General features: G+C 66.3%; 18 protein-coding genes and 1 pseudogene. 6 read left to right on the top strand and 13 right to left on the bottom strand.

The features are described 5' to 3' along the window. Positions 1–347: 347 nt before the first annotated feature. Complete coding sequence (locus ACREE8_RS08620; protein ID WP_431572578.1) at positions 348–1,880, top strand: GMC family oxidoreductase; 1,533 nt, start codon at positions 348–350, stop codon at positions 1,878–1,880. A gap of 60 nt (positions 1,881–1,940) precedes the next feature. Here the strand turns inward: ACREE8_RS08620 and ACREE8_RS08615 are convergent, their stop codons facing one another. The 7 genes from ACREE8_RS08615 to ACREE8_RS08585 all read right to left on the bottom strand — a co-directional run bounded on the left by ACREE8_RS08615 (position 1,941) and on the right by ACREE8_RS08585 (position 10,355). Further along, positions 1,941–2,759 (bottom strand): acyl-ACP desaturase, encoded by an 819-nt coding sequence (locus tag ACREE8_RS08615; RefSeq protein ID WP_431572577.1) that lies wholly within the window; start codon positions 2,757–2,759, stop codon positions 1,941–1,943. A 171-nt stretch (positions 2,760–2,930) separates the two neighbouring features. Further along, a complete protein-coding gene (locus ACREE8_RS08610; RefSeq protein WP_431572576.1) occupies positions 2,931–3,347 on the bottom strand; it encodes a F0F1 ATP synthase subunit epsilon in 417 nt (138 codons plus the stop codon). Between the two features lie 52 nt (positions 3,348–3,399). After that, positions 3,400–4,824 carry a F0F1 ATP synthase subunit beta gene (atpD, locus tag ACREE8_RS08605; protein ID WP_431572575.1) on the bottom strand — a complete coding sequence of 475 codons (1,425 nt, stop codon included), beginning with the start codon at positions 4,822–4,824 and terminating at the stop codon, positions 3,400–3,402. Positions 4,825–4,865: 41 nt separating this feature from the next. After that, positions 4,866–5,738: a F0F1 ATP synthase subunit gamma gene (locus tag ACREE8_RS08600; protein WP_431572574.1), complete on the bottom strand. Its 873-nt coding sequence runs from the start codon at positions 5,736–5,738 to the stop codon at positions 4,866–4,868. Positions 5,739–5,785: 47 nt separating this feature from the next. Beyond that, the gene (atpA, locus tag ACREE8_RS08595; RefSeq protein ID WP_431572573.1) at positions 5,786–7,315 is read right to left on the bottom strand and encodes a F0F1 ATP synthase subunit alpha; all 1,530 of its coding nucleotides are present in this window, start codon (positions 7,313–7,315) and stop codon (positions 5,786–5,788) included. Beyond that, entirely contained in the window at positions 7,315–7,875 is a 561-nt protein-coding gene (locus tag ACREE8_RS08590; protein WP_431572572.1) for a F0F1 ATP synthase subunit delta, read from the bottom strand. The genes atpA and ACREE8_RS08590 overlap by 1 nt, the downstream gene beginning before the upstream one ends. Before the next feature lie 269 nt (positions 7,876–8,144). Continuing rightward, complete coding sequence (locus tag ACREE8_RS08585) at positions 8,145–10,355, bottom strand: primosomal protein N' (protein ID WP_431572571.1); 2,211 nt, start codon at positions 10,353–10,355, stop codon at positions 8,145–8,147. Between the two features lie 114 nt (positions 10,356–10,469). On the opposite strand from ACREE8_RS08585, the gene fsa reads away from it, so the two are divergent. The 5 genes from fsa to ACREE8_RS08560 are packed head-to-tail and all read left to right on the top strand — an operon-like array spanning position 10,470 to position 13,831. Then, on the top strand, positions 10,470–11,126 hold the full coding sequence (fsa, locus tag ACREE8_RS08580; RefSeq protein ID WP_431572570.1) for a fructose-6-phosphate aldolase: 657 nt from the start codon (positions 10,470–10,472) through the stop codon (positions 11,124–11,126). Positions 11,127–11,162: 36 nt separating this feature from the next. Continuing rightward, positions 11,163–11,927, top strand: coding sequence for a DUF484 family protein (locus ACREE8_RS08575; protein ID WP_431572569.1), 765 nt, complete (start codon positions 11,163–11,165; stop codon positions 11,925–11,927). Further along, positions 11,906–12,886: a tyrosine recombinase XerC gene (locus ACREE8_RS08570; RefSeq protein WP_431572568.1), complete on the top strand. Its 981-nt coding sequence runs from the start codon at positions 11,906–11,908 to the stop codon at positions 12,884–12,886. Before ACREE8_RS08575 ends, ACREE8_RS08570 begins: the two co-directional genes overlap by 22 nt. After that, complete coding sequence (locus tag ACREE8_RS08565; RefSeq protein ID WP_431572567.1) at positions 12,886–13,344, top strand: hypothetical protein; 459 nt, start codon at positions 12,886–12,888, stop codon at positions 13,342–13,344. The genes ACREE8_RS08570 and ACREE8_RS08565 overlap by 1 nt, the downstream gene beginning before the upstream one ends. Positions 13,345–13,354: 10 nt before the next feature. Further along, positions 13,355–13,831: an N-acetyltransferase family protein gene (locus ACREE8_RS08560; RefSeq protein WP_431572566.1), complete on the top strand. Its 477-nt coding sequence runs from the start codon at positions 13,355–13,357 to the stop codon at positions 13,829–13,831. Here the strand turns inward: ACREE8_RS08560 and ACREE8_RS08555 are convergent. The 6 genes and pseudogenes from ACREE8_RS08555 to sucA all read right to left on the bottom strand — a co-directional run. After that, entirely contained in the window at positions 13,828–15,381 is a 1,554-nt protein-coding gene (locus ACREE8_RS08555) for a phospholipase D family protein (protein ID WP_431572565.1), read from the bottom strand. The genes ACREE8_RS08560 and ACREE8_RS08555 overlap by 4 nt on opposite strands. Before the next feature lie 60 nt (positions 15,382–15,441). Next, on the bottom strand, positions 15,442–16,290 hold the full coding sequence (locus ACREE8_RS08550; protein WP_431572564.1) for an endonuclease/exonuclease/phosphatase family protein: 849 nt from the start codon (positions 16,288–16,290) through the stop codon (positions 15,442–15,444). 209 nt (positions 16,291–16,499) lie between these two features. Next, positions 16,500–17,909: a dihydrolipoyl dehydrogenase gene (gene lpdA, locus ACREE8_RS08545; protein WP_431572563.1), complete on the bottom strand. Its 1,410-nt coding sequence runs from the start codon at positions 17,907–17,909 to the stop codon at positions 16,500–16,502. A gap of 33 nt (positions 17,910–17,942) precedes the next feature. After that, entirely contained in the window at positions 17,943–18,728 is a 786-nt protein-coding gene (locus ACREE8_RS08540) for a peptidase C39 family protein (protein ID WP_431572562.1), read from the bottom strand. 24 nt (positions 18,729–18,752) lie between these two features. Further along, positions 18,753–20,075, bottom strand: coding sequence for a 2-oxoglutarate dehydrogenase complex dihydrolipoyllysine-residue succinyltransferase (odhB, locus tag ACREE8_RS08535; RefSeq protein ID WP_431572561.1), 1,323 nt, complete (start codon positions 20,073–20,075; stop codon positions 18,753–18,755). Between the two features lie 56 nt (positions 20,076–20,131). Next, positions 20,132–21,097: pseudogene (gene sucA, locus ACREE8_RS08530) on the bottom strand (2-oxoglutarate dehydrogenase E1 component); the annotation flags it as partial.

Raw genomic sequence — 21,097 nt, 5'->3', positions numbered from 1 at the left:
GATCCCGCATACATCTTTCGAGAGCAGGCCTGCATTGGTCGGCGGGCCAATGAACGCCGTATTGGCGCGCTTCTCTTAAGACGGACGGCATGGAGGCGACGGCAATGCGGGTCGATTTCCGGCAGGTTTCGGCAGGTTTCGGCGGCCGTCGGCGTCGATCGGTCGACTTCTGCAACCGGCGCGATCGCCGCGACCGCTTTGGCATTAACCAAGGCTGCGGAAATTCGCAAATCGGCTCAAACTTTTGATGGGGTTCAAATCGACGCATCAACTCGCTAGGGTCTCTTCATCGGGCGCCGCCTCAAAGAGGTGGTCCATCTCCTTGCGCGGGAGAGGAGCCCGACACCATGAAGGTCGATAAGGGGGCTCACGGCATGATGCCAGCGCAAGTGGACACGCTCATCCTCGGTGGCGGCACCGCAGGATGCGCGCTCGCCGGACTCATCGCCGAACGATCGAGCGACAGCATCCTGCTGCTCGAGGCCGGGCCCGACTATGGCCCCTTGCGCGACGGGCGTTGGCCGCGCGAGCTGCTCGATGCGCGCCGCCTGCCGGTCTCCCATGACTGGGGCTATGACAGCGGCCCGTTCCTGCCGGGCCGTCGCGTCGCCTATGAACGCGCGCGCGTCATCGCCGGCTGCTCCGCGCATAACGGCTGCAGCGCCGTCTGGGGCACGCAATGGGACTATGACGGCTGGGCCGACAGTGGCAATCCCGGCTGGAGTGCCGGCGAAGTGTTGCCGCTGCTGCAGACGGTCGATCGCCGCCTGAAGGTCCGGCGTTACGCCAACAGCGAAATTCCACCCTATCAGCGCGCGGTATTCGAGGCAGCGTGTGCCGCCGGCTTCCCCGCCTCGGCCGACATGAACGATCTGGCCGAGGATGAGGCCGTCGCCTATTGCCCGGTCAACAACCAGCGCGGCATCCGCTGGAACACCGCCTTCGCCTATCTCGACGCGGCGCGCGGCCGGCGCGGCCTGACCACCCAGGGCGGCGCCCTGATCGTGCGCCTGCTGATCGAGCGCGGCCGCGTCGCGGGCGCGGAAGCGATCGTCGATGGCGTCACGACGATCGTTCGCGCGCGCCGGACGATCCTGGCCGCCGGCGCCTATGGATCGCCCGCGATCCTGCTGCGCTCGGGCATCGGCGATCCGAAGGCGCTTGAGCCCTTGGGCATCCGCGTCGAGCACGCGCTCCCGGGCGTGGGCCGCAATCTCCAGGATCATCCGGCGGTCGCCGTCGCCTTTCCGGGCTCGCCCGCGCTCGAAGAGATGAGCGCGGTATTCGAGCGCGGCAATTGGACGCCGGAAGAGCTCGTCATCGTCAAGGCGCGTTCGCGCCTCGCGACCGAGAGCTTCGACATCCATCTCTTCTCCGAGGGCGGTCGCGTGGCCGACGGTTCGGATGCCTGGCGCTGGCAGATCTATGCCGCGGGCCTCCTGCCTCGCTCGCGCGGCGAGGTCCGCCTGGCCTCATTGGATCCGGCCGCGGCGCCCCTGATCGATCATCGTCATTTGAGCGATGCCGAGGACGGCGATCTGGCGGTGCTGGCCGACGGCGTCGAGATCATCAAGCGGATCGCCGCGCAGCCGCCCTTGGGTTCGCTGCTGGGCGCTCCGATTGCAGACCCCGTTCGCGGCGATCGCCGCGGGCTCGAGGCCTGGATCCGTTCGCAGGTGGTGCATTACTGGCATCCGGTCGGAACCTGCGCCATGGGCAGCGATCCCGATGAAGGCGCCGTGGTCGATGCGCGTGGCCGGCTGCATGGGCTGGCCGACGGCTATGTCGCCGACGCCTCGATCATGCCGAGGATTCCCCGCGCCAACACCAACATCCCGACGGTGTTGGTGGCCGAGCGAATCGCAAGCTGGCTGACGTGAAATGAGAAGGGGCGGACCGGCGGCCTGTCGAGGCCGACCGATCCACCCCAATGCAGGATCTCAGAAACCGGCGCGGGAGAGGCGCTGAACGCGCCAGCCCATGAACCAGGCGGCCGCACTGGTGAGCCCGTGGTTCAGCCAGCCCTGCGGCGACAACCCCGCCGCCTTCAGCACCATGGCGATGGCGCGCTCGATATGGTGGCGCTGGTAGAAGCCATAGGCACGCCGGGCGTAATGGTTGGCCCAGTGGCGGCGGTCATAGGGGATGCTGGCGTCGCCGTTGGCCGAGTAATAGGCGTAGGCCAGCTCGTCATCCTCGCTCTCGGTGATGCGGCTGAGCGCCACCAGCACGCGGCGCAAGCGGCCGATCTTCTCACTCTCCACATAGCGACGCAGATGGCTGTAGAAGAGCTTGTAGTGGCGAAGCTCGTCGGCCGCGATGTTGCGGCAGATCTCGCGCAACACCGGTTCCTTCGCCGCTTCCATCAGCGCCGTGTAATAGGAACTGGTGCCGGTCTCGACGATGCAGCGCGCCACCAGCTCGCCCGCGCGCGAGCCGCGGATCGAATGGGTCGCGCTGACCGGAATCGAGAAACCTTCCTTGAAGCGCGCGAAGCTCTTGTCGAAATCGAAGCTCGGATCGGCGAGCGCGGCCCAACGCGCGAGCACCGTGCCATGCTGCACTTCTTCGACCGCCCAGCTGCGCGCAGCGCCCTGGAACGAATCATCGTCATCAAAGACGTTGCAGAGATAAGCAGCGTAATCGCCACCATTAAATTCGACGAGGCTCGCCGCCTTTATGATCCGCAACAATTCCGGATCTACCAGTGACGGATCGAACCGATCCCAAGGAATGTCGTCGAGCGTCCAGTGCTTCATGGCTTTTCCATCCAGCTTTGTCCGCGCGGCGCCGAATTAACGTTTCGGCAACGCTTATTTTGCGGGCGACAACGTCGTTCCGCAAGACCGATTGGAATCGACCTTAACCTTTTAACTCAAACGGTTATCGGGGGTTCCCCGGCGCCCGGGGGAGGGGTGGGCGCCCGGGATTCAGTAGGGCGAACCCTCGGTCGCCGCTACCATTTTTGCCTCGGCCACGGCCACGGCCCGCTCGGCCGCCGCCCGGTCGGTATCGGTCTTGGCGTCGGTCAGGTCGTCCCGGGCGTCCTTGAGCTCACCCTCGATTCGGCCCCGGTCGAGCTCGGCCAACGGGATGGCCTGCTCCGCCAGGACCGTGCAGCGCTCGCCCGTGACCTCGGCGAAGCCCCCCGCCACGAAGATCCGGTCGGTCACCTGGCCGCCGTCGAAAACGGCGATCACGCCCGGGCGCACGCTCGAAATGAGCGGGGCATGGTCCGGCAACACGCCAAAATCGCCCTCGGTCCCCGGCACGACGACCATATCGACCGCCTTGGAGATGAGAAGGCGCTCGGGCGACACCAGCTCGAACTGCGTCTTGTCCGCCATGAAGGCTCCGCCTCTGGTCCGCTATGCCTGGTCTGGTTCCCGCAAAGCCGCCTCAGGCGGCCTCGGCCGCCATCTGACGGCCCTTCTCGACCGCATCTTCGATGGTGCCGACCATGTAGAAGGCACTCTCGGGCAGATCGTCATAGTCGCCCTTCACGATGCCCTTGAAGCCCTTGATGGTGTCTTCGAGCTTCACGAACTTGCCGGGCGAGCCGGTGAAGACCTCGGCGACATGGAAGGGCTGCGACAGGAAGCGCTGGATCTTGCGGGCGCGCGCCACCGTCACTTTGTCCTCTTCCGAGAGCTCGTCCATGCCCAGAATGGCGATGATGTCCTGGAGCGACTTGTAGCTCTGCAGCACGCGCTGCACTTCGCGGGCGACCGCGTAGTGATCCTCGCCGACGACGCGCGGATCGAGAATGCGGCTGGTGGAGTCGAGCGGATCGACCGCCGGATAGATGCCCAGCTCGGCAATCTGACGCGACAGCACCGTGGTCGCATCCAGATGCGCGAAGCTGGTGGCCGGCGCCGGGTCGGTCAGATCGTCGGCGGGCACATAGATGGCCTGCACCGACGTGATCGAGCCCTTCTTGGTGGTGGTGATGCGCTCCTGGAGCGCGCCCATGTCCGTCGCCAGCGTCGGCTGATAACCCACGGCCGAGGGGATGCGGCCCAGGAGCGCCGACACTTCGGAGCCCGCCTGGGTGAAGCGGAAGATGTTGTCCACGAAGAACAACACGTCCTGGCCTTCCTCGTCGCGGAAATATTCCGCGACCGTGAGACCCGAGAGGCCGACGCGGGCACGCGCTCCCGGCGGCTCGTTCATCTGGCCATAGACCAGCGCCACCTTGGAACCGGGACCGTCGAGCTTGATGACGCCCGATTCGATCATCTCGTGATAGAGGTCGTTGCCCTCGCGGGTCCGTTCGCCCACGCCGGCGAACACCGATACGCCGCCATGCGCCTTGGCGATGTTGTTGATCAGCTCCATGATGATGACGGTCTTGCCAACGCCGGCACCGCCGAACAGGCCGATCTTGCCGCCCTTGGCGTAAGGGGCCAGCAGGTCGACGACCTTGATGCCGGTGACGAGCACCTGGGATTCCGTGGATTGTTCCACGAAGGTCGGGGCCGGACGATGGATCGGGTATCTCGTCTTCGTCGTGACGGGTCCGCGTTCATCGACCGAATCGCCGATAACGTTCATGATGCGCCCGAGCGTCTCGGGGCCGACCGGAACGGAGATCGGGCCGCCCGTGTCTTGCGTTTCCTGGCCACGCACCAGACCGTCGGTCGTGTCCATGGCGACGGTGCGCACCGTGTTCTCGCCCAGATGCTGCGCCACCTCGAGCACGAGGCGACGGCCCTGATTCTCGACCGTGAGCGCGTTCAGAATGGCGGGCAGATCGCCGTCGAAATGGACGTCGACCACGGCCCCCAGCACCTGCGTGACCTTGCCGACGAGATTCTTGGCCATGAATAGCTCCTTCTAGCGCGCCTGGTGGCGTCGTTCGTCGATTAAAGCGCCTCTGCCCCGGAGATGATCTCGATCAGCTCCTTGGTGATGTAGGCCTGGCGGCTGCGGTTGTAGTTGATGGTCAGCTTGTTGATCATGTCGCCGGCATTGCGCGTGGCATTGTCCATCGCGGTCATGCGCGAGCCCTCTTCGGAAGCCGCATTCTCCAGCAGCGCCCGGAAGATCTGGACGCCGAGATTGCGCGGCAGCAGCTCCGCCAGGATTTCCTGTTCATCCGGCTCATACTCGTAGAAGACGTCGCTCGCCGACACCGCCCCGCTCCCAACGAACGGGATCAGCTGCTGCGCGGTGAGGTACTGCGTCATCGCCGATTTGAACTTGTTGTAGAAGATCGTGCAGACATCGAACTCGCCGGCCTCATAGAGGCTGGTGATCCGATGCGCAATCCGGTCGGCATCGGCATAGCTCAGCCGCGGCCGGCCGACATCGTCGAAGCTTTCGATGATGAGCTTGCCATAGTCGCGCCGGAGCTGGTCGCGGCCTTTGCGGCCGACACAGATGATCTTGACCGTCTTCCCCGTCGCCAGCAGCTCGCGAATCATCTTGCGCGCGCCGCGCACAATGGTCGAGTTGAAGCCGCCGCAAAGGCCACGGTCGGAGGTCATGACCACGATCAGATGAATCTGATCCTTGCCCGTTCCGACCAGAAGCGCCGGCGCGCCTTCGCGCCCCGCCATGGCCGAGGCCAGCGAACCCAGCATACGGTCCATGCGCTCGGCGTAGGGCCGTGCCGCTTCCGCCTGTTCCTGGGCGCGGCGCAGCTTCGCCGCCGCGACCATCTTCATGGCCGAGGTGATCTTCTGCGTGGATTTCACGCTGTTGATGCGGACCTTCAGGTCCTTGAGGTTCGGCATGTCCTAGTTGGCCCCGGCTGGTTCCGATCGCGGGTTCGAGAGGCGGGTCAGGCGAACGTCTTGACGAACTGGTCGAAGAAGGTCTTGAGCTTGTCCTCGGTCGCCTTGCTGATCTCGCGCTCGTTGCGGATCGCGTCGAGGATGTCGCGGTGCTTGGCGCGCACCTCCGACAGCAGGGCCTTCTCGAACCGGGTCACGTCCTCGACCTTGACCGTGTCCAGATAGCCGCGGACTCCGGCGAAGATCGAAACCACCTGCTCCTCGACCGGCATCGGCTGGAACTGACCCTGCTTCAGCACCTCGGTCAGGCGCGCGCCGCGCGACAGCAGGCGCTGGGTCGAGGCGTCGAGGTCGGAAGCGAACTGGGCGAAGGCCGCCATTTCGCGGTATTGCGCCAGCTCGAGCTTGATGCGGCCGGCGACCTGCTTCATCGCCTTGATCTGCGCGGCCGAGCCGACGCGGCTCACCGACAGGCCGACATTGATGGCGGGGCGGATGCCTCGATAGAAGAGCGTCGTCTCGAGGAAGATCTGGCCGTCGGTGATCGAGATCACGTTGGTCGGAATATAGGCCGAGACGTCGCCGGCCTGGGTCTCGATCACGGGCAGCGCCGTCAACGAGCCCGCGCCGTTCTGATCGTTCATCTTCGCGGCGCGCTCGAGCAGGCGGGAATGCAGATAGAACACGTCGCCCGGATAGGCCTCGCGTCCTGGCGGACGGCGCAGGAGGAGCGACATCTGGCGGTAGGCGACGGCCTGCTTGGACAGGTCGTCATAGAAGATGACGGCATGCATGCCGTTGTCGCGGAAGAACTCGCCCATCGTGCAGCCGGTATAGGGCGCCAGATATTGCAGCGGCGCCGGCTCCGACGCGGTGGCAGCCACGACGATCGAATATTCCAGCGCGCCGTTGTCTTCGAGCGTCTTCACGATCTGCGCCACGGTCGAGCGCTTCTGGCCGATCGCGACATAGACGCAATAGAGCTTCTTGGATTCGTCGCCGCCGGCGTTGATCGCCTTCTGGTTCAGGATGGTGTCGATGATGACGGCGGTCTTGCCGGTCTGGCGGTCGCCGATGATGAGCTCGCGCTGGCCGCGACCGACCGGCACCAGGCTGTCGATGGCCTTGAGGCCCGTCTGCACCGGCTCATGCACCGACTTTCTCGGGATGATGCCGGGCGCCTTCACTTCGACGCGCATGCGCTTGACGTCGGTCAGCGGGCCCTTGCCGTCGATCGGATTGCCGAGGCCATCGACCACGCGGCCCAGCAAGCCTTTGCCCACCGGCACGTCGACGATGGCGCCGGTGCGCTTCACCAGGTCGCCTTCCTTGATGTCGCGGTCGTCGCCGAAGATCACCACGCCGACATTGTCGGTTTCGAGGTTGAGGGCCAGGCCGCGGATGCCGCCCGGGAACTCCACCATTTCGCCGGCCTGGATCTTGTCGAGGCCGTGAACGCGGGCCACGCCGTCGCCGACCGAGAGCACCGTGCCGACCTCGGCCACGTCGGCTTCATTGCCGAAATTCTCGATCTGCTGCTTGAGGATCGCGGAAATTTCCGCGGCGCGGATTTCCATCACTCAACCCCTTTCATCGCGAGTTGCAGTCTTTGCAGTTTGGTTTTGAGCGAGCTGTCCACGAGGCGGCTGCCGACCTTGACCACCAGGCCGCCGAGCAGGCTCGGATCGACCTTGAGATCCACGGCAACCTTGCCGCCCGTGACGCGCTTCAATGCCTCGGTGACCGCCTGGCGCTGACGCTCGTCGAGCGGCTGCGCCGACACCACCTGGGCACTGGCCTCGCCGCGACGATGCGCGAGCTCGGCCAGATAGGCTTCGATGATCTCGGGAAGAACGAACAGGCGGCGGTTCTGCGCCACCAGCCCGACGAAACGCTGCATCAGCGCCGAGGCCCCGGACTTGTCGAGCAAGGCCTGCATCGCGCGACCCTGATCGACGCGCGACAGCATGGGATTGCGGATGAGGTGGCGCAGATCGGCGCTCTCGGCCAGCATCGCCTTCAGCTCGCGCAGGTCCTTCGCGACCTCGTCGAGCTGCTTCTTCTCGTCGGCCAGTTCAAAGAGCGCGGTGGCGTAGCGCGCCGCCAGACCGCCTGAGCCAGTGCCTCCGGCTGCCACGTTTCTCGATCCCCGTCGTTACCCTGAAAATGCGAGCCTCTTCCCAAAAGCCCGCAACCGGCAATGTTTCACCCGCGCGGGCGCGACCGGTTCCGGCCACGCCGCGGGGCGGGCGGTGAATAACATAGCTGGCTAAGCCATGCAATGGCCCCAGGCCGCCCGCGAGCCCCTATGGAAAACCGCTTGATTTCAGCCGCTTTGCTCTTTTGCGACGCTTCTCGCGGCGAGCGGTTTGGCCGCGCCTTTTTGCCGCTCCCGACAGCGCATTTTCAGAAGAAGCTGTAGGGATCGATATCGACCTGGAGCCGGAGCGAGCCGGTCAGCTTGATCGGCGCCAGCCAATCCCGGATCAGCGGCTGGGGCGCCAGGTCACGCCGGCATTTCATCAGGAAGCGGCGGCGATGGCGCCCGCGCAACAAAGCGAGCGGTGCCGGGACCGGCCCGAAGACGGTGACGCCCTCGAAATGGGGGGCCCGGACCGCGACCTCGCGCGCCAACCGATCGACCGCCTCGGGACTGTCGCCCGACAAAATCAGGGCCGCCAGCCGGCCGAAAGGCGGCATGCCGGTGCGCTGGCGGTCTTTCGCTTCCAACGCCAGAAAATTGTCGCGATCGTCGCTCACCAGCGCCTGCATCACCGGATCGGTGGGATTGAAGGTCTGGAGAAGAACCTGGCCCGGACGTTCGGCCCGCCCTGCGCGGCCCGCCACCTGATGCAGAAGCTGATAAGTCCGCTCGGCCGCCCGGAGATCGCCGCCGCTCAGCCCCAGATCGGCATCGACCACCCCCACCAGGGTCAGCATCGGGAAATGATGGCCCTTGGCGACGATCTGGGTCCCAATCAGGAGATCGACCTCATGGGCCTGGATCCGCCGGACCATTTCCTCGGCGGCCCGAACCGAGAACACGGTGTCGCTGGTCATGACCGCGAGCCGCGCCTCGGGATGGAGCGCCACCACCTCCTCCGCCAGCCGCTCGACGCCGGGTCCGCAGGCGGCGAAGCTGTCGACGGCGTTGCAGGCCGGGCAGGCCGGCGGCAGCTCCGCCATATAACCGCAATGATGGCATTGCAGCCTTGCGCGGAAGCGATGCTCCACCAGCCAGGCGGTGCAGTGCGGGCATTGCAGCCGATGGCCGCAGGTCCGGCAGAGCGTGAGCGGCGCATAGCCGCGCCGGTTCAAGAACAACAACGCCTGCTCGCCGCCGGCGAGCGTCTCGGCCAGGGCCTTGCGCAGGGGCGGCGAGATCCAGCTCTGGCGCGCCGGCGGATCGCGCCGCAGATCGATGGTTGAAATCCGCGGCAGGCTGGCGCCGCCATGGCGGTCGGGCAGATGGACCGCGCCATAGCGCGCCGTGGCCACATTCTGCACGGTCTCGAGCGAGGGCGTGGCCGAGACCAACAGCACCGGAAACTGTCCCTGATGCGCGCGCACCACCGCCATGTCGCGCGCCTGGTAGATGACGCCATCCTCCTGCTTGAAGGCGGACTCATGTTCCTCATCGACGACGATGAGGCCCAAGTCCGAAAAGGGCAGGAACAGTGCCGAGCGCGCGCCGACCACGAGGCGCACTTCGCCTTCGGCGACGGCGCGCCAGGTCCAGCGCCGCTCGGCGCTGCCCAGATCGGAATGCCATTGCGCCGGCTTCGCACCGAAGCGCTGCTCGAAGCGGCCGAGCCATTGCGCCGAGAGCGCGATCTCCGGCAGCAGCACCAGCACCTGATGGCCGGCCTCGAGTGCTGCCGCGATCGCCTCGAAATAGACCTCGGTCTTGCCGGCCCCGGTGACACCGTCGATCAGGGTCGTGGAGAAGCCGCCCTTGGTCACGCTGTCGCGCAAGGTCTGCACGGCCTGCGCCTGCGCCGGCTCGAGCGTCGGGCCCGGCAGCTGCCAATCGGGCACCGGCGGGCTCATGCGCGCCGGCAGTTCGACGGTCTCGACCACGCCGGCATCGACCAGCCCCTTGATCACGCCGGTCGAGCAGCCGGCCTCGCGCGCCAGCTCGGAGAGGAGCCGCGGGGGGCCGTCCTTCAGCACATCGACCACGCGCTGACGCGCCTCGGTCATGCGCGCCGGCAGGTCGACGGCCGATACGAATCGATAGCCGGTCAGGACCCGCGGCGGCTCCAGGGCGGCCGAGACGCTCATCGCCATGCGCAGGACGGCGCCGGGCGCCGCCATCGAATAGCCCGCGACCCAGTCGACGAAACGCCGGACCGCCGCCGGCATGCGGGGCGCCTCGAGCCGCTCGGCGACATCCTTCAGCCGCTTCGGATCGATCTCGCCGCTGCCCGCGCCCCACACAACGCCCACCGTTTCGCGCCGGCCGAGCGGTACGATGACGAAATCGCCCGCTTCGAGTTCGATCTCCGGCGGCACCCGATAGTCATAGGCGCCGGCCAGGGGCAAAGGCAGCAGTACGCTCACGCTGCGCGCTGCGCCAATCTGCCCGGGGCTCGAACTGGTGCCTGATTCCGCCATCGGCTACACTCTGGAAAGATACAGTCTAAGGAGGGCTGGCCCGAGTCGGCCAATCAGGCCGGCAGTGTCGGCGCCCCCGCCGCCTTCTACCTAGGGATTCTGGAACCGCTCCGCATGAAGTTCTTCATCGACACCGCCGACATCGCCGAGATCCGCGACCTGGCCGCCACCGGCCTGGTCGACGGCGTCACCACCAATCCTTCGCTGATCCACAAGTCCGGGCGCAACTTCATCGAGGTTGTGAAGGAGATCTGCGCCGTGGTCGAGGGGCCGGTCAGCGCCGAGGTGACCGCGACCGAGCATGCCAAGATGCTGGCCGAGGGCCGCAAGCTCGCCAAGATCGCCGACAATGTCTGCGTCAAGGTGCCGCTCACCCCGGACGGTCTCAAGACCTGCAAGGCGCTTCGCACCGAAGGCATCATGGTCAATGTGACGCTTTGCTTCTCGGCCGCGCAGGCGCTGCTCGCCGCCAAGGCGGATGCCAGCTTCATCTCGCCCTTCGTCGGCCGGCTGGACGATGTCGGCAGCGACGGCATGGAGCTGATCGAAGAGATCGTCCAGATCTACCACGCCTATGACAGCATCCGGACCGAGGTGCTGGTCGCCTCGGTGCGCCATCCGATCCATGTGATCCAGTCGGCGAAGATGGGCGCCGACGTCGCGACCCTGCCGCCGGCGGTGCTGCGCCAGATGTTCAATCATCCGCTGACCGACAAGGGTCTGGCCGCATTCCTCGCCGATTGGGCCAAGACCGGGCAAACGATTCTGTAAAACTTGGCGATTCTTTAGGGAGCGCAACGCAGCATCATGACCCAGACGCCCGAGGACGCCGCCGGCCGCACCCGTGAAGCCACGGGACCCGGCGGCACGGCATCGGGCACGTCGCGGGGGGCCCGCCTCACCGCCGCCGAGGTGATGGATTATCTGCAGCGCCATCCCGATTTCCTGACGCAGCATCCCGACCTGCTCGACGGGCTGAAGCTGCCCGACCGGCGCTCCGGCGACGGCGTGGTCGACCTGCAGCAATTCATGGTGGAAAAACTCCGCCGCGAGCTGCAGCGGCTGCGCGGCGATCAGGACGATCTCCTCTCCAACAGCCGCGACAATCTCGCGACCCAGACCCGCGTCCATCGTGCCGCCCTGGCGCTGCTCGATGCGAAGAGCCTGACCAACCTGATCGAGATCGTGACGACCGACCTCGCCGTCATCCTCGACGTCGATGTGGTGACGCTCTGCCTCGAGCGCAGCCAAGGCCTGACGGAACCGAGCCGGATGGAGGGCGTCCAGCTGCTCGATCGCGGTGCCGTCGACCAGCTCATCGGGCGCGAGCATGAGGTGCTGCTGCGCGACGAGGTGACGGGCGACCCCGCGCTCTTCGGCGGCGGGGCCGGCCTGGTGCGTTCGGACGCGTTGCTCCGGCTGACATTCGGCGAGGAGATGCCGCAGGGCTTGATCGCCTTCGGCACACGCCATCCGGGTTATTTCGATTCCGGCCAGGGCACCGAGCTCCTGGGATTCCTCGCGCGCATTCTCGAACATTGCGTGCGGTCGTGGCTGAGCTCGACCCGCTGAGGCTGACGCTCGAGCCGGCGCTGGCAACCGCCGTCGAGGACTGGACCGCCTGGCTCACCCATGAGCGCCGCGCCTCGCCGCACAGCGTTGCCGCCTATCGCCGCGATGTCGCCAGCTTCCTGCGTTTCCTGACCGAGCATCGCGGCCATGCGCCCGGCCTCGGGGATCTGCGCCAGCTCGAGCGCGGCGATTTCCGCGGCTGGCTGGCGCGCTCGAGCGCGCGGGGACTCGTGGCGGCATCGAACGCGCGGGCGATCTCCGCGCTCAAGAGCCTGTTCCGGTTCCTGGCAAAACGCGGGCTGGTGGAGAACGCGGCGCTGGGAACCCTGCGCCCGCCCCGCCTGCCGCGCTCCCTTCCCAAGGCGCTGTCCGCGGCCGAAGCCCAGGATGTCGTCGACGAGGCCGGAATCTATGCGAGCTCGCCATGGATCGCGCTGCGCGACCGGGCCCTCTTCATGCTGCTTTATGGCGCGGGCTTGCGTATCGCCGAGGCTCTCTCGCTCGATCGCCGCGATCTGCCGGCCGGCAACGCCCAGGCGATGACGGAACTGGTCGTCACCGGCAAGGGCTCGAAGCAACGCCGCGTGCCGCTGCTGCCCGAGATTCGTGCCGCCCTCACCGAATATGCGGGCGCCTGTCCGTTCGGCGCCGCCAAAGGGGATCCGCTCTTCGTCGGCGCGCGCGGCGACCGGTTGAGCGCGCGCGTGGCCCAGCGCGAGCTGGCGCGCCTGCGGGACTTGCTGGGTCTGCCCGACAGCGCCACGCCGCACGCGCTGCGCCACAGCTTCGCCACCCATCTCCTGGCCGGCGGCGGCGACCTGCGCACGATCCAGGAGCTGCTGGGCCACAGCTCGCTCAGCACCACCCAGCGCTATACCGAAGTGGACGGCACAGCACTGATGAAGCTCTACAATGATGCCCATCCCCGCGCGCGGCGCGGCGCAAACCGGAGGGCCTGATGAAACGTCGTACCCTCTTGACGGCTGCCTTTGCCGCGGTCTGCCTCATATCGATCAGGATCCCTGTCGTTCGGGCCGACGATTCGGTCGGCGAGATTATCTTGACCGAAATCGAGCGCCGGCTGATCGCCAGCTACTATCAGCAACACTATGAAGAATGGGATGCAGACAATCGCAACAATGGCAACAAGCACAAGAACAAGGAGTTGCCGCCAGGGCTCGCCAAGAAGGGCACGCTACCGCCGGGCCTCTACAAGCAATTGGTCCGCAACGGATCCTTGCCGCCAGGCCTCGAAGCAAGATCTCTGCCCAACGATCTCTCGATGCAGCTGCCACCGCGTCCCTCCAGCCAACGGCTCGTGATCGTGGATGACAAGGTCCTGCTGGTCCAAGCCGCGACCAACGTGATTCTCGACGTTCTCACCGTTGCCGCGATCGACGCCATCCAGAATAACTGAGTGAGGCGCCGTGGCGAAAACGCTCCATATTCGGGCGAGCCGCATCGAGGATGCCGAGGCCGTGGGCCGCATGGCCGGCGCCTTCGCCGCCTATCTGCGCAATCTCGGCGACATGACCGACTTCCGGTTCGATGCCGAGGCTTTTCGCCGCGACGGCTTCGGCCCCAATCCGGCCTTCAGCGGCCTGATCGCCGAGCAGGACGGCCGCCCGGTCGGCTATCTCCATTACCATTTCGGTTACGACGCCGATGCCGCGGCGCGGATGATGTTCATCGCCGATCTCTGGGTCGAGCCCGCGGCGCGCGGGCTGGGGGCCGGACGGGCACTCATGGCCGAAGCCGCACGGATCGGCCGCGAGAAACAGGCGGGCCTGCTGTTCTGGGCGGTTTATAAACCGAACAAGCTCGCGGCCGCCTTCTACGAGAAGCTCGGCGCGCATTATCTGCGCGATCTCGATTTCATGATCATCGATACCGCGGCGCTTTAGAGCTGCGATTCGATCGGCAGGAAGGCGATGAGCCTTGCCAGCAGTTTTCGCCCGAGGGCAGCTTCCGGCTCGTCGCGAAGGATCGTGACCGCGCCGGGCGCGCCGTCCTGCCAGGTGACGTGGCCGCGATCGAGCCCGATGCGATAGCTCTTCTGCGGCGAGGTCTCGTTGGCGAAGATCTTGCGGATCTCCCGGACCAGCCCCTCATGCTCGAAGACCACACCCATCTCGGTATTGAGCGATTCCGAGCGCGGGTCGAAATTCATGGACCCGACGAAGCCCAGCCGGTCGTCCACCGTGAAGGCCTTGGTATGGAGCCGGGCACTGCGCGATCCGAACAGCGAGTTGCGGCGGCGCTCGTCATAGGGCTTGAGCTCGAACAAACCAACCCCACCCTCGAGCAGCGGCCGCCGGCAACGGGCATAGGCGCCATGGACGGCGATCACGTCGGTTGCGGCGAGCGAGTTCGTCAGCACGGAGACCCTGACGCCTTTCTTCGCCAGATCGATGAGCTGGGCGGTTCCGGCGCCCCCGGGAATGAAATAGGGGGAGATGATTTCGAGATCCGCCGTCGCCGACATGAGCAGCGGCCGGATCACGGGCATCAGCCAGTTTTTCTGGCCCGTCCCTTTCACTTTCCCCGGCGGATCCGCGACGATTCTTGCCGTCGCCGTCCAGTGAATCCGTCCCTTGCCTGACAACAGGTCGCGGATCGTGGCCTGTTCCTCGACGCGCTTGAGATAGGGCCGCGAGGCCTCGTCGGCCGTCAGCGCCGCCAGCCGCCGCCGGAGCTTGCGCAGGCCCCGTTTGCGCTGCCGGCCCAGGGCGCCGATGGGAATGACGGCCCTGCTGTTCCAATATTTGTCGAAAACCGCCTCGGCCTGCCGGACCGCCGGACCCAGGGCCAGCAGATCGAGGTCGCGGAAGTTCGCATTCTGGCCCGCATCGAAATAGGCGTCGCCGATGTTGCGGCCGCCGATGACGGCGATCCGGCCGTCGGTGATCCAGGCCTTGTTGTGCATGCGTCGCGTGAACCTGACGGCGCGCAGCATCATCTCGAGCCCCCGTCGAAGCGTGCCGCCGCGCGTCAGGCTCGGATTGAACAGGCGGACGAAAATGTTCGGATGGGCATTGAGCGCCAGATAGGAGCGGTCATAGCGATGGGTGTTGATGTCGTCGAGGAGCAGGCGGACCCGCACGCCGCGGTCGGCCGCGGCGATGATCTCGGCGGCGAGCAGGCGGCCGGTCAGGTCGCCCTGCCAGAGGTAATATTGCAGATCCAGGCTGCGGCCCGCCTGCCGGGCGGCCAGCGCGCGGACGGCGAAGGCATCGAGATTGCCGGGCAGCAGGATCAGACCGGTCTCGCCCTCGTGCTGCGCGGTCAGCGGCGCCACCAGCTTGTCGAGCGGCATTGCGTCCTCGGCAACGGGCAGCGCGATGGCGGGCTTTCCGCTCGCCCGCTCGATGAAACGGCTGTAGGAGAGCAGCGCGAGATATGAAGCCAGAAACAGTCCGGCCAATGCAACGAGAGCCAGGAGAACCAGTTGCATTCTACCTCGTGGGTCAGCCCTTCCTTGGTTTCGAAGAAGAGACCGACCTCCCTGGCACCGTCAGGCGGCGATCTTGCCCTTCGAGGAAGGTGCCGTCGATGTCAGATGCTTCAGGTCGATATGGGCCTTGATCGGCAGGTGATCCGAAGCGACCCGGGCCAGCGGCGTGTCATGCACTTCGATGCCGGTGATCAGATCATGGGGACTCCCCAGGATCCGATCCAGCGCAAAGAGGGGGAAGCGCGAAGGGAAGCTCGGCAGATGCGCGGTCAGGGGTCCGAATTCGGGGTGCAGATTTTCGAGCGAGGAGCGCCGTCCCACCCGCCACTCATTGAGATCGCCCAGGAGCAGCGTGGGCCGTTCGCCCCGCGCCGCGACCGCCGTCACGATGGCCTCGGCCTGCCGGATGCGCGACCGCCGCAGCAATCCCAGATGGGCCGCCACGACGCGCAAGGGACCGGCCTTCAAATCCACATCCACCACCAGCGCGCCGCGCGGCTCGACGCCGGGCAGGGCGATCTGATGCACATGACTGACGCTGCCTTCGCGGAACAGAAGAACATTGCCGTGCCAGCCATGGCATTTCGGATGGCCCTTCACCTGCACCGGAACGAGACCGTTCTCGCGCTCCAGCCGTGCCAGGTCGAGGAGGCCTTCCCGGCTGCCGAACCGCTGGTCGGCTTCCTGCAGGGCGATGATGTCGGCGCCGATCTCGCCGATCACGGCCTCGACGCGGGCCGGATCGAAGCGCTGATCCATGCCGACGCATTTATGGACATTGTAGGATGCGATCAGCGCGCCCGTTTCCGCCTCGCGGCCGGACCGGTAGCTTCTCTTTTCCTGCTGCAAGGTGGCGAGGATATGGGACGAGAGGCGTTCCCTGCGGCGTTCTTTGATTCGGTTCGGCACAGGTCTCGGAACTCCCATTCCGGATTGACGCAGTTCGACCTAGGGGACCCGCCCCGCGGAAGACTCCGCCAACGGATCAGGACGGCAAGCGCCAGCGCCCTCATAGATAGGGCGCCCCTTCCTAATGTAAGGCTATTATGGCAAGGCAGCCAAGCCCATCAACGGCTTAAGAGGCGCCCTGTTCCCTTCGTGACGGGGCGCTCCGCCGCTCAGATATGGATGGCCCGCCCGTCGACCGCCAAGGCCGCTTCCTTGACCGCTTCGTTCAAGGTCGGGTGCGCATGGAAGGCGCGGGCGACGTCCTCGGCCGAGGCCTGGAACTCCATTGCCATCACCGCCTCATGGATCATCGTGCCGGCGTCGGCCGAGATGATGTGGCAGCCGAGGAGCCGGTCGGTCTTGGCGTCGGCGATGATCTTGACCAGGCCCTCGGTGTCGCCGGCACAGCGCGCGCGGCTGTTGGCGGTAATCGGGAACTTGCCGACCTTGTAGGCGACGCCCGCGGCCTTGAGCTCTTCCTCGGTCTTGCCGACGGTCGCGACCTCCGGGTGCGTATAGACCACGCCCGGCACGGTCTCGTAATTCACATGACCCGCCTGGCCCGCCAGGATCTCGGCCAGCGCGATCCCTTCCTCCTCCGACTTGTGCGCCAGCATCGGCCCGGCGATCACGTCGCCGATCGCGTAGATGCCAGGTACGTTGGTGGCGAAATGGCGATCGGTCTTGATGCGGCCCCGCTCGTCCTTCGCCACGCTCACGGTCTCGAGCCCGAGGCCCTCGGTAAAGGCACGCCGGCCGACGCAGAGCAACACCACGTCGGCATCGAGCGAGGCGGCATCGCCGCCGGCCGCCGTGACCATGGAGAGCTTCACGCCGTTGGCGCCCGCTTCCGCGCCCGTGACCTTCATGCCCAGCCGGAACTCGAAGCCCTGCTTCTGCAGGATGCGCTGGAACGACTTGGCGATCTCGCCATCCATGCCCGGCAGGATGCGGTCGAGATACTCGACGACGGTGACCTTCGATCCGAGCCGGCGCCAGACCGAGCCCATCTCGAGCCCGATATAGCCGGCGCCGATCACGATCAGATGGCCCGGCACGGGATTGAGCGAGAGCGCGCCGGTCGAGGTGACGATGCGCTTCTCGTCGACGGTGATGCCCGGCAGCGGCGAGGATTCCGAGCCCGTGGCGATGCAGATGCTTTTCGCGGTGAGCGACTGGTTGCCGCCGCCCTCGAGCGCCACCTCGACGCGGCCATGGCCGGCGATGCGGCCGCGGCCCTTGATGTAATCCACCTTGTTCTTGCGGAACAGGAACTCGACGCCCTTGGTCAAGTCCTCGACCACCTTGTCCTTGCGCCCGAGCATGGCGGCCAGATCGAGCGAGACATTGCCGACGCCGACGCCATGAACGGCCAGATGCGACTTGGTCTCCTCATAGATCTCCGAGGATTGCAGCAGCGCCTTGGAGGGGATGCAGCCGACATTGAGGCAGGTGCCGCCCAGCCGGCCGCGCATCTCGACGCAGGCCGTCTTGATCCCGAGCTGGCTGGCGCGGATCGCGGCGACATAGCCCGCCACCCCGCCGCCGATGATCACCAGATCGTAGGTCGTGTCCGCCATGGAATCTCTCGTCGATAAAGGAAGAAAGGGACCTCAGCGCCCGACCAGGACGCAGGCCCTTTCGCGTTGCTTGCCGTAGCAGGTCATGCGCTCGAAGGCGCCGCGCGGCACCGGGAAGTCGGTCATGTCCTTGGGCGTCTTGCCCTTGTCGACCGCGACCCAGGGATCGTTCACATAGACATTCTCGGCATCGAAGCCGGTCACCACCAGCCAATGGGCGACATGGTCGCCATGGATGTAGTTGGTGCTGACCAGCATGATCGGGATCATGCCCTGCCGGAAGCGCTCCTCGAGCTTGGCCTGCGAGGCCATCTCGTAATGGATCGGGATGCCCTGGCGCGCGGCCTCGGCCAGATCCCGCTCCTGCAGGACGCGCATGACTTCCTTACGCTCGGCCGAGCGGGTCCGCTCGCCCAGGAACACGTCGCGGTGATTGATATGGACCTCGGCCTTGTAGCCGCGCCGGCTCAAGGCCAGCGCCAGCGCCACCGGGCTGCAGCCGCCATGGCCGCCCGAGGGGCCGGAGAAGACCGAGGTCGCCTCGCGCCAGAGCTGGAGCTCGCTGGCCCGGTCGAACGGCGCCTTGGGATCGATGGCGCGCATCGACATCAGCACCGAGGAGGGCCCGCAGGTGAAGTCGGTGGTCTGGCGGTAATGCGGGATGCGGCGTTTGGCCGGGGTCTTGGTGGGCTTGCCCTTCGCGGCTTTCTTCGCCGTGGCAGGCTTGACCTTGGCTTTGGCGGCGGCTGACTTGGCTGTCGCGGACCGGGGCGCCGGCTTGGCAGCGCCGGCGCGCGCGCGTTTCGTCGTCTTCTTCATGTCCCCCTCGGGCCTCCGAAAATCTCAGATCTCCAGCAGCATCCGCTGCGGATCCTCGATGCCTTCCTTGAGCCGCACCAGGAAGGTGACGGCCTCGCGGCCATCGACGATGCGGTGATCGTAGGAGAGCGCCAGATACATCATCGGCCGGATCTCGACCTTGCCGGCGATCGCCACCGGCCGGTCCTGGGTCTTGTGCATGCCGAGGATGCCCGACTGCGGCGGATTGAGGATCGGCGTCGACATGAGCGAGCCATAGACGCCGCCGTTGGAGATGGTGAAGGTGCCGCCCTGGAGCTCGTCCAGCGTCAACTTGCCGTCGCGGGCGCGCTTGCCGAAATCGGCGATCTTCAGCTCGATATCCGCGAAGCTCATCCGGTCGGCATCGCGTATCACCGGCACCACCAGCCCCTGCTCGGTGCCGACGGCCACGCCGATGTCGTAGTGATTCTTGTAGACGATCTCCTCGCCGTCGATCTCGCCATTGACGGCCGGGATTTCCTTGAGCGCCATGATCGCCGCCTTCACGAAGAAGGACATGAAGCCGAGCTTCACGCCATGCTTCTTCTCGAAGGCGTCCTTGTAGTGGCTGCGCACGGCCAGCAGGTTCGTCATGTCCACCTCGTTGAAGGTGGTGAGCATGGCGGCATTGTTCTGGGCCTGCTTGAGACGCTCGGCGATGCGCTTGCGCAGACGGGTCATGCGCACCCGCTCCTCGCGCGGGGCGGCCCCTGCCGGGGCCGGCGCGGCGATGGGCGCCGGAGCGGCGGCCCCCGCCGGAGTGGGTATCTGGACCGGCGCCGCGAGACGGCCTTCGCGCTCGAGATAGCCCAGCACGTCGGTCTTGGTGATGCGGCCGGTCTTGCCGGTCGCCGGAATCTGGTCCGGCACCAGCTTGTTCTCTTCGACCAGCTTGCGCACGGCCGGCGCCAGGCGGTCGGGTTGCGGCGTCACCGGCAGCGCCTCGGTCGGCGGCGCCGGCTGGACGGTCTCGGGCGAAGCGGCTGCAGCCTGCGGTGCCGGAGCGGCGGCTTGCGGCGGCGGGCCGGGTGGGGTTTTCGGCACGATCGGCGTGGGGCCTGCGGCCGGGGCCGCGGCAGTCGCCGCCGCGCCGTCGCCGATCACGCCGACGATGGCACCGACCTCGACCGTGTCGCCGGTCTTGGCCCTGATCTCGGAAAGCGTCCCCGCCTTGGTGGCATAGACCTCGAGCGAGACCTTGTCGGTCTCGAGCTCGACCAGCGGCTCATCGACCGCAACCTTGTCGCCCACCTGCTTCAGCCACTTGGCGATGGTCGCCTCGGTGACCGACTCGCCCAGCGCGGGAACGACAATGTCTGTGGCCATGGGAACCTCGTGGCAATCGTCAAAAGGGGACCCGGAGGCCCTATTTCATTGGAAAGCTAGGCGGTGGTCAAACCCAGAGCCTCGGCCACCAGATGGGCCTGCTCCTTGATATGACGCTTGAGGAGACCGGTGGCGGGCGATGCCGAGGACGGACGTCCCGAATAGGTCAGGCGCGGCTGGCGGATGCCGGCTTCGCCCATCACCCGTTCGACCTCGGGCGCGGCGAAGGACCAGGCGCCCATATTCTTAGGCTCCTCCTGGCACCAGGTGATCTGGATGTCGGGCGAGAAGCGCTGCAGCTCGCCCTTCAGCGCCTTGTCCGGGAACGGATAGAGCTGCTCGAGGCGCAGGATATAGACGTCCTTGAGCCCCTGCTTCTCGCGCTCCTCATGGATGTCGTAATAGACCTTGCCGGAGCAGAGCACGACGCGGCGGATGTCGCGATCGGCGGCCAGCTTGCCATGCGCTTCGTCATGGAGCACGCGATGGAAGCTGGTGCCGGTGCTCATATGCTCGAGCTTGGACACGGCGAGCTTGTGCCGGAGCAGCGATTTCGGCGTCATCGCGATCAGGGGCTTGCGGAAATTGCGATGCAGCTGCCGGCGCAGCACGTGGAAATAGTTCGAGGGCGTGGTGCAGTTCACCACCTGCATATTGTCCTCGGCGCAGAGCTGCAGATAACGCTCGAGGCGGGCCGAAGAATGCTCCGGACCCTGGCCTTCATAGCCATGGGGCAGCAGCATCACCAGGCCCGACATGCGCAGCCATTTGCTTTCGCCCGAGCTGACGAACTGGTCGACGATCACCTGCGCGCCGTTGGCGAAATCGCCGAACTGCGCTTCCCACAGCACCAGGGCCCGCGGCTCGGCCAGGCTGTAGCCATACTCGAAGCCCAGCACGCCGGCTTCCGAGAGCGGGCTGTCGATCACCTCGAGCTTGGCCTGCTTCTCGCGGATATTGTTGACCGGCAGATATTCGTCCTCGTTCTCCTGGTCGATCAGCACCGCATGGCGCTGGGAGAA

The sequence above is a fragment of the Hypericibacter sp. genome, from assembly GCF_050729195.1.
Taxonomy (GTDB): domain Bacteria; phylum Pseudomonadota; class Alphaproteobacteria; order Dongiales; family Dongiaceae; genus Hypericibacter.
Note: the sequence above shows the minus strand (reverse complement) of the source record. Positions and strands in the feature narration are given on the sequence as shown.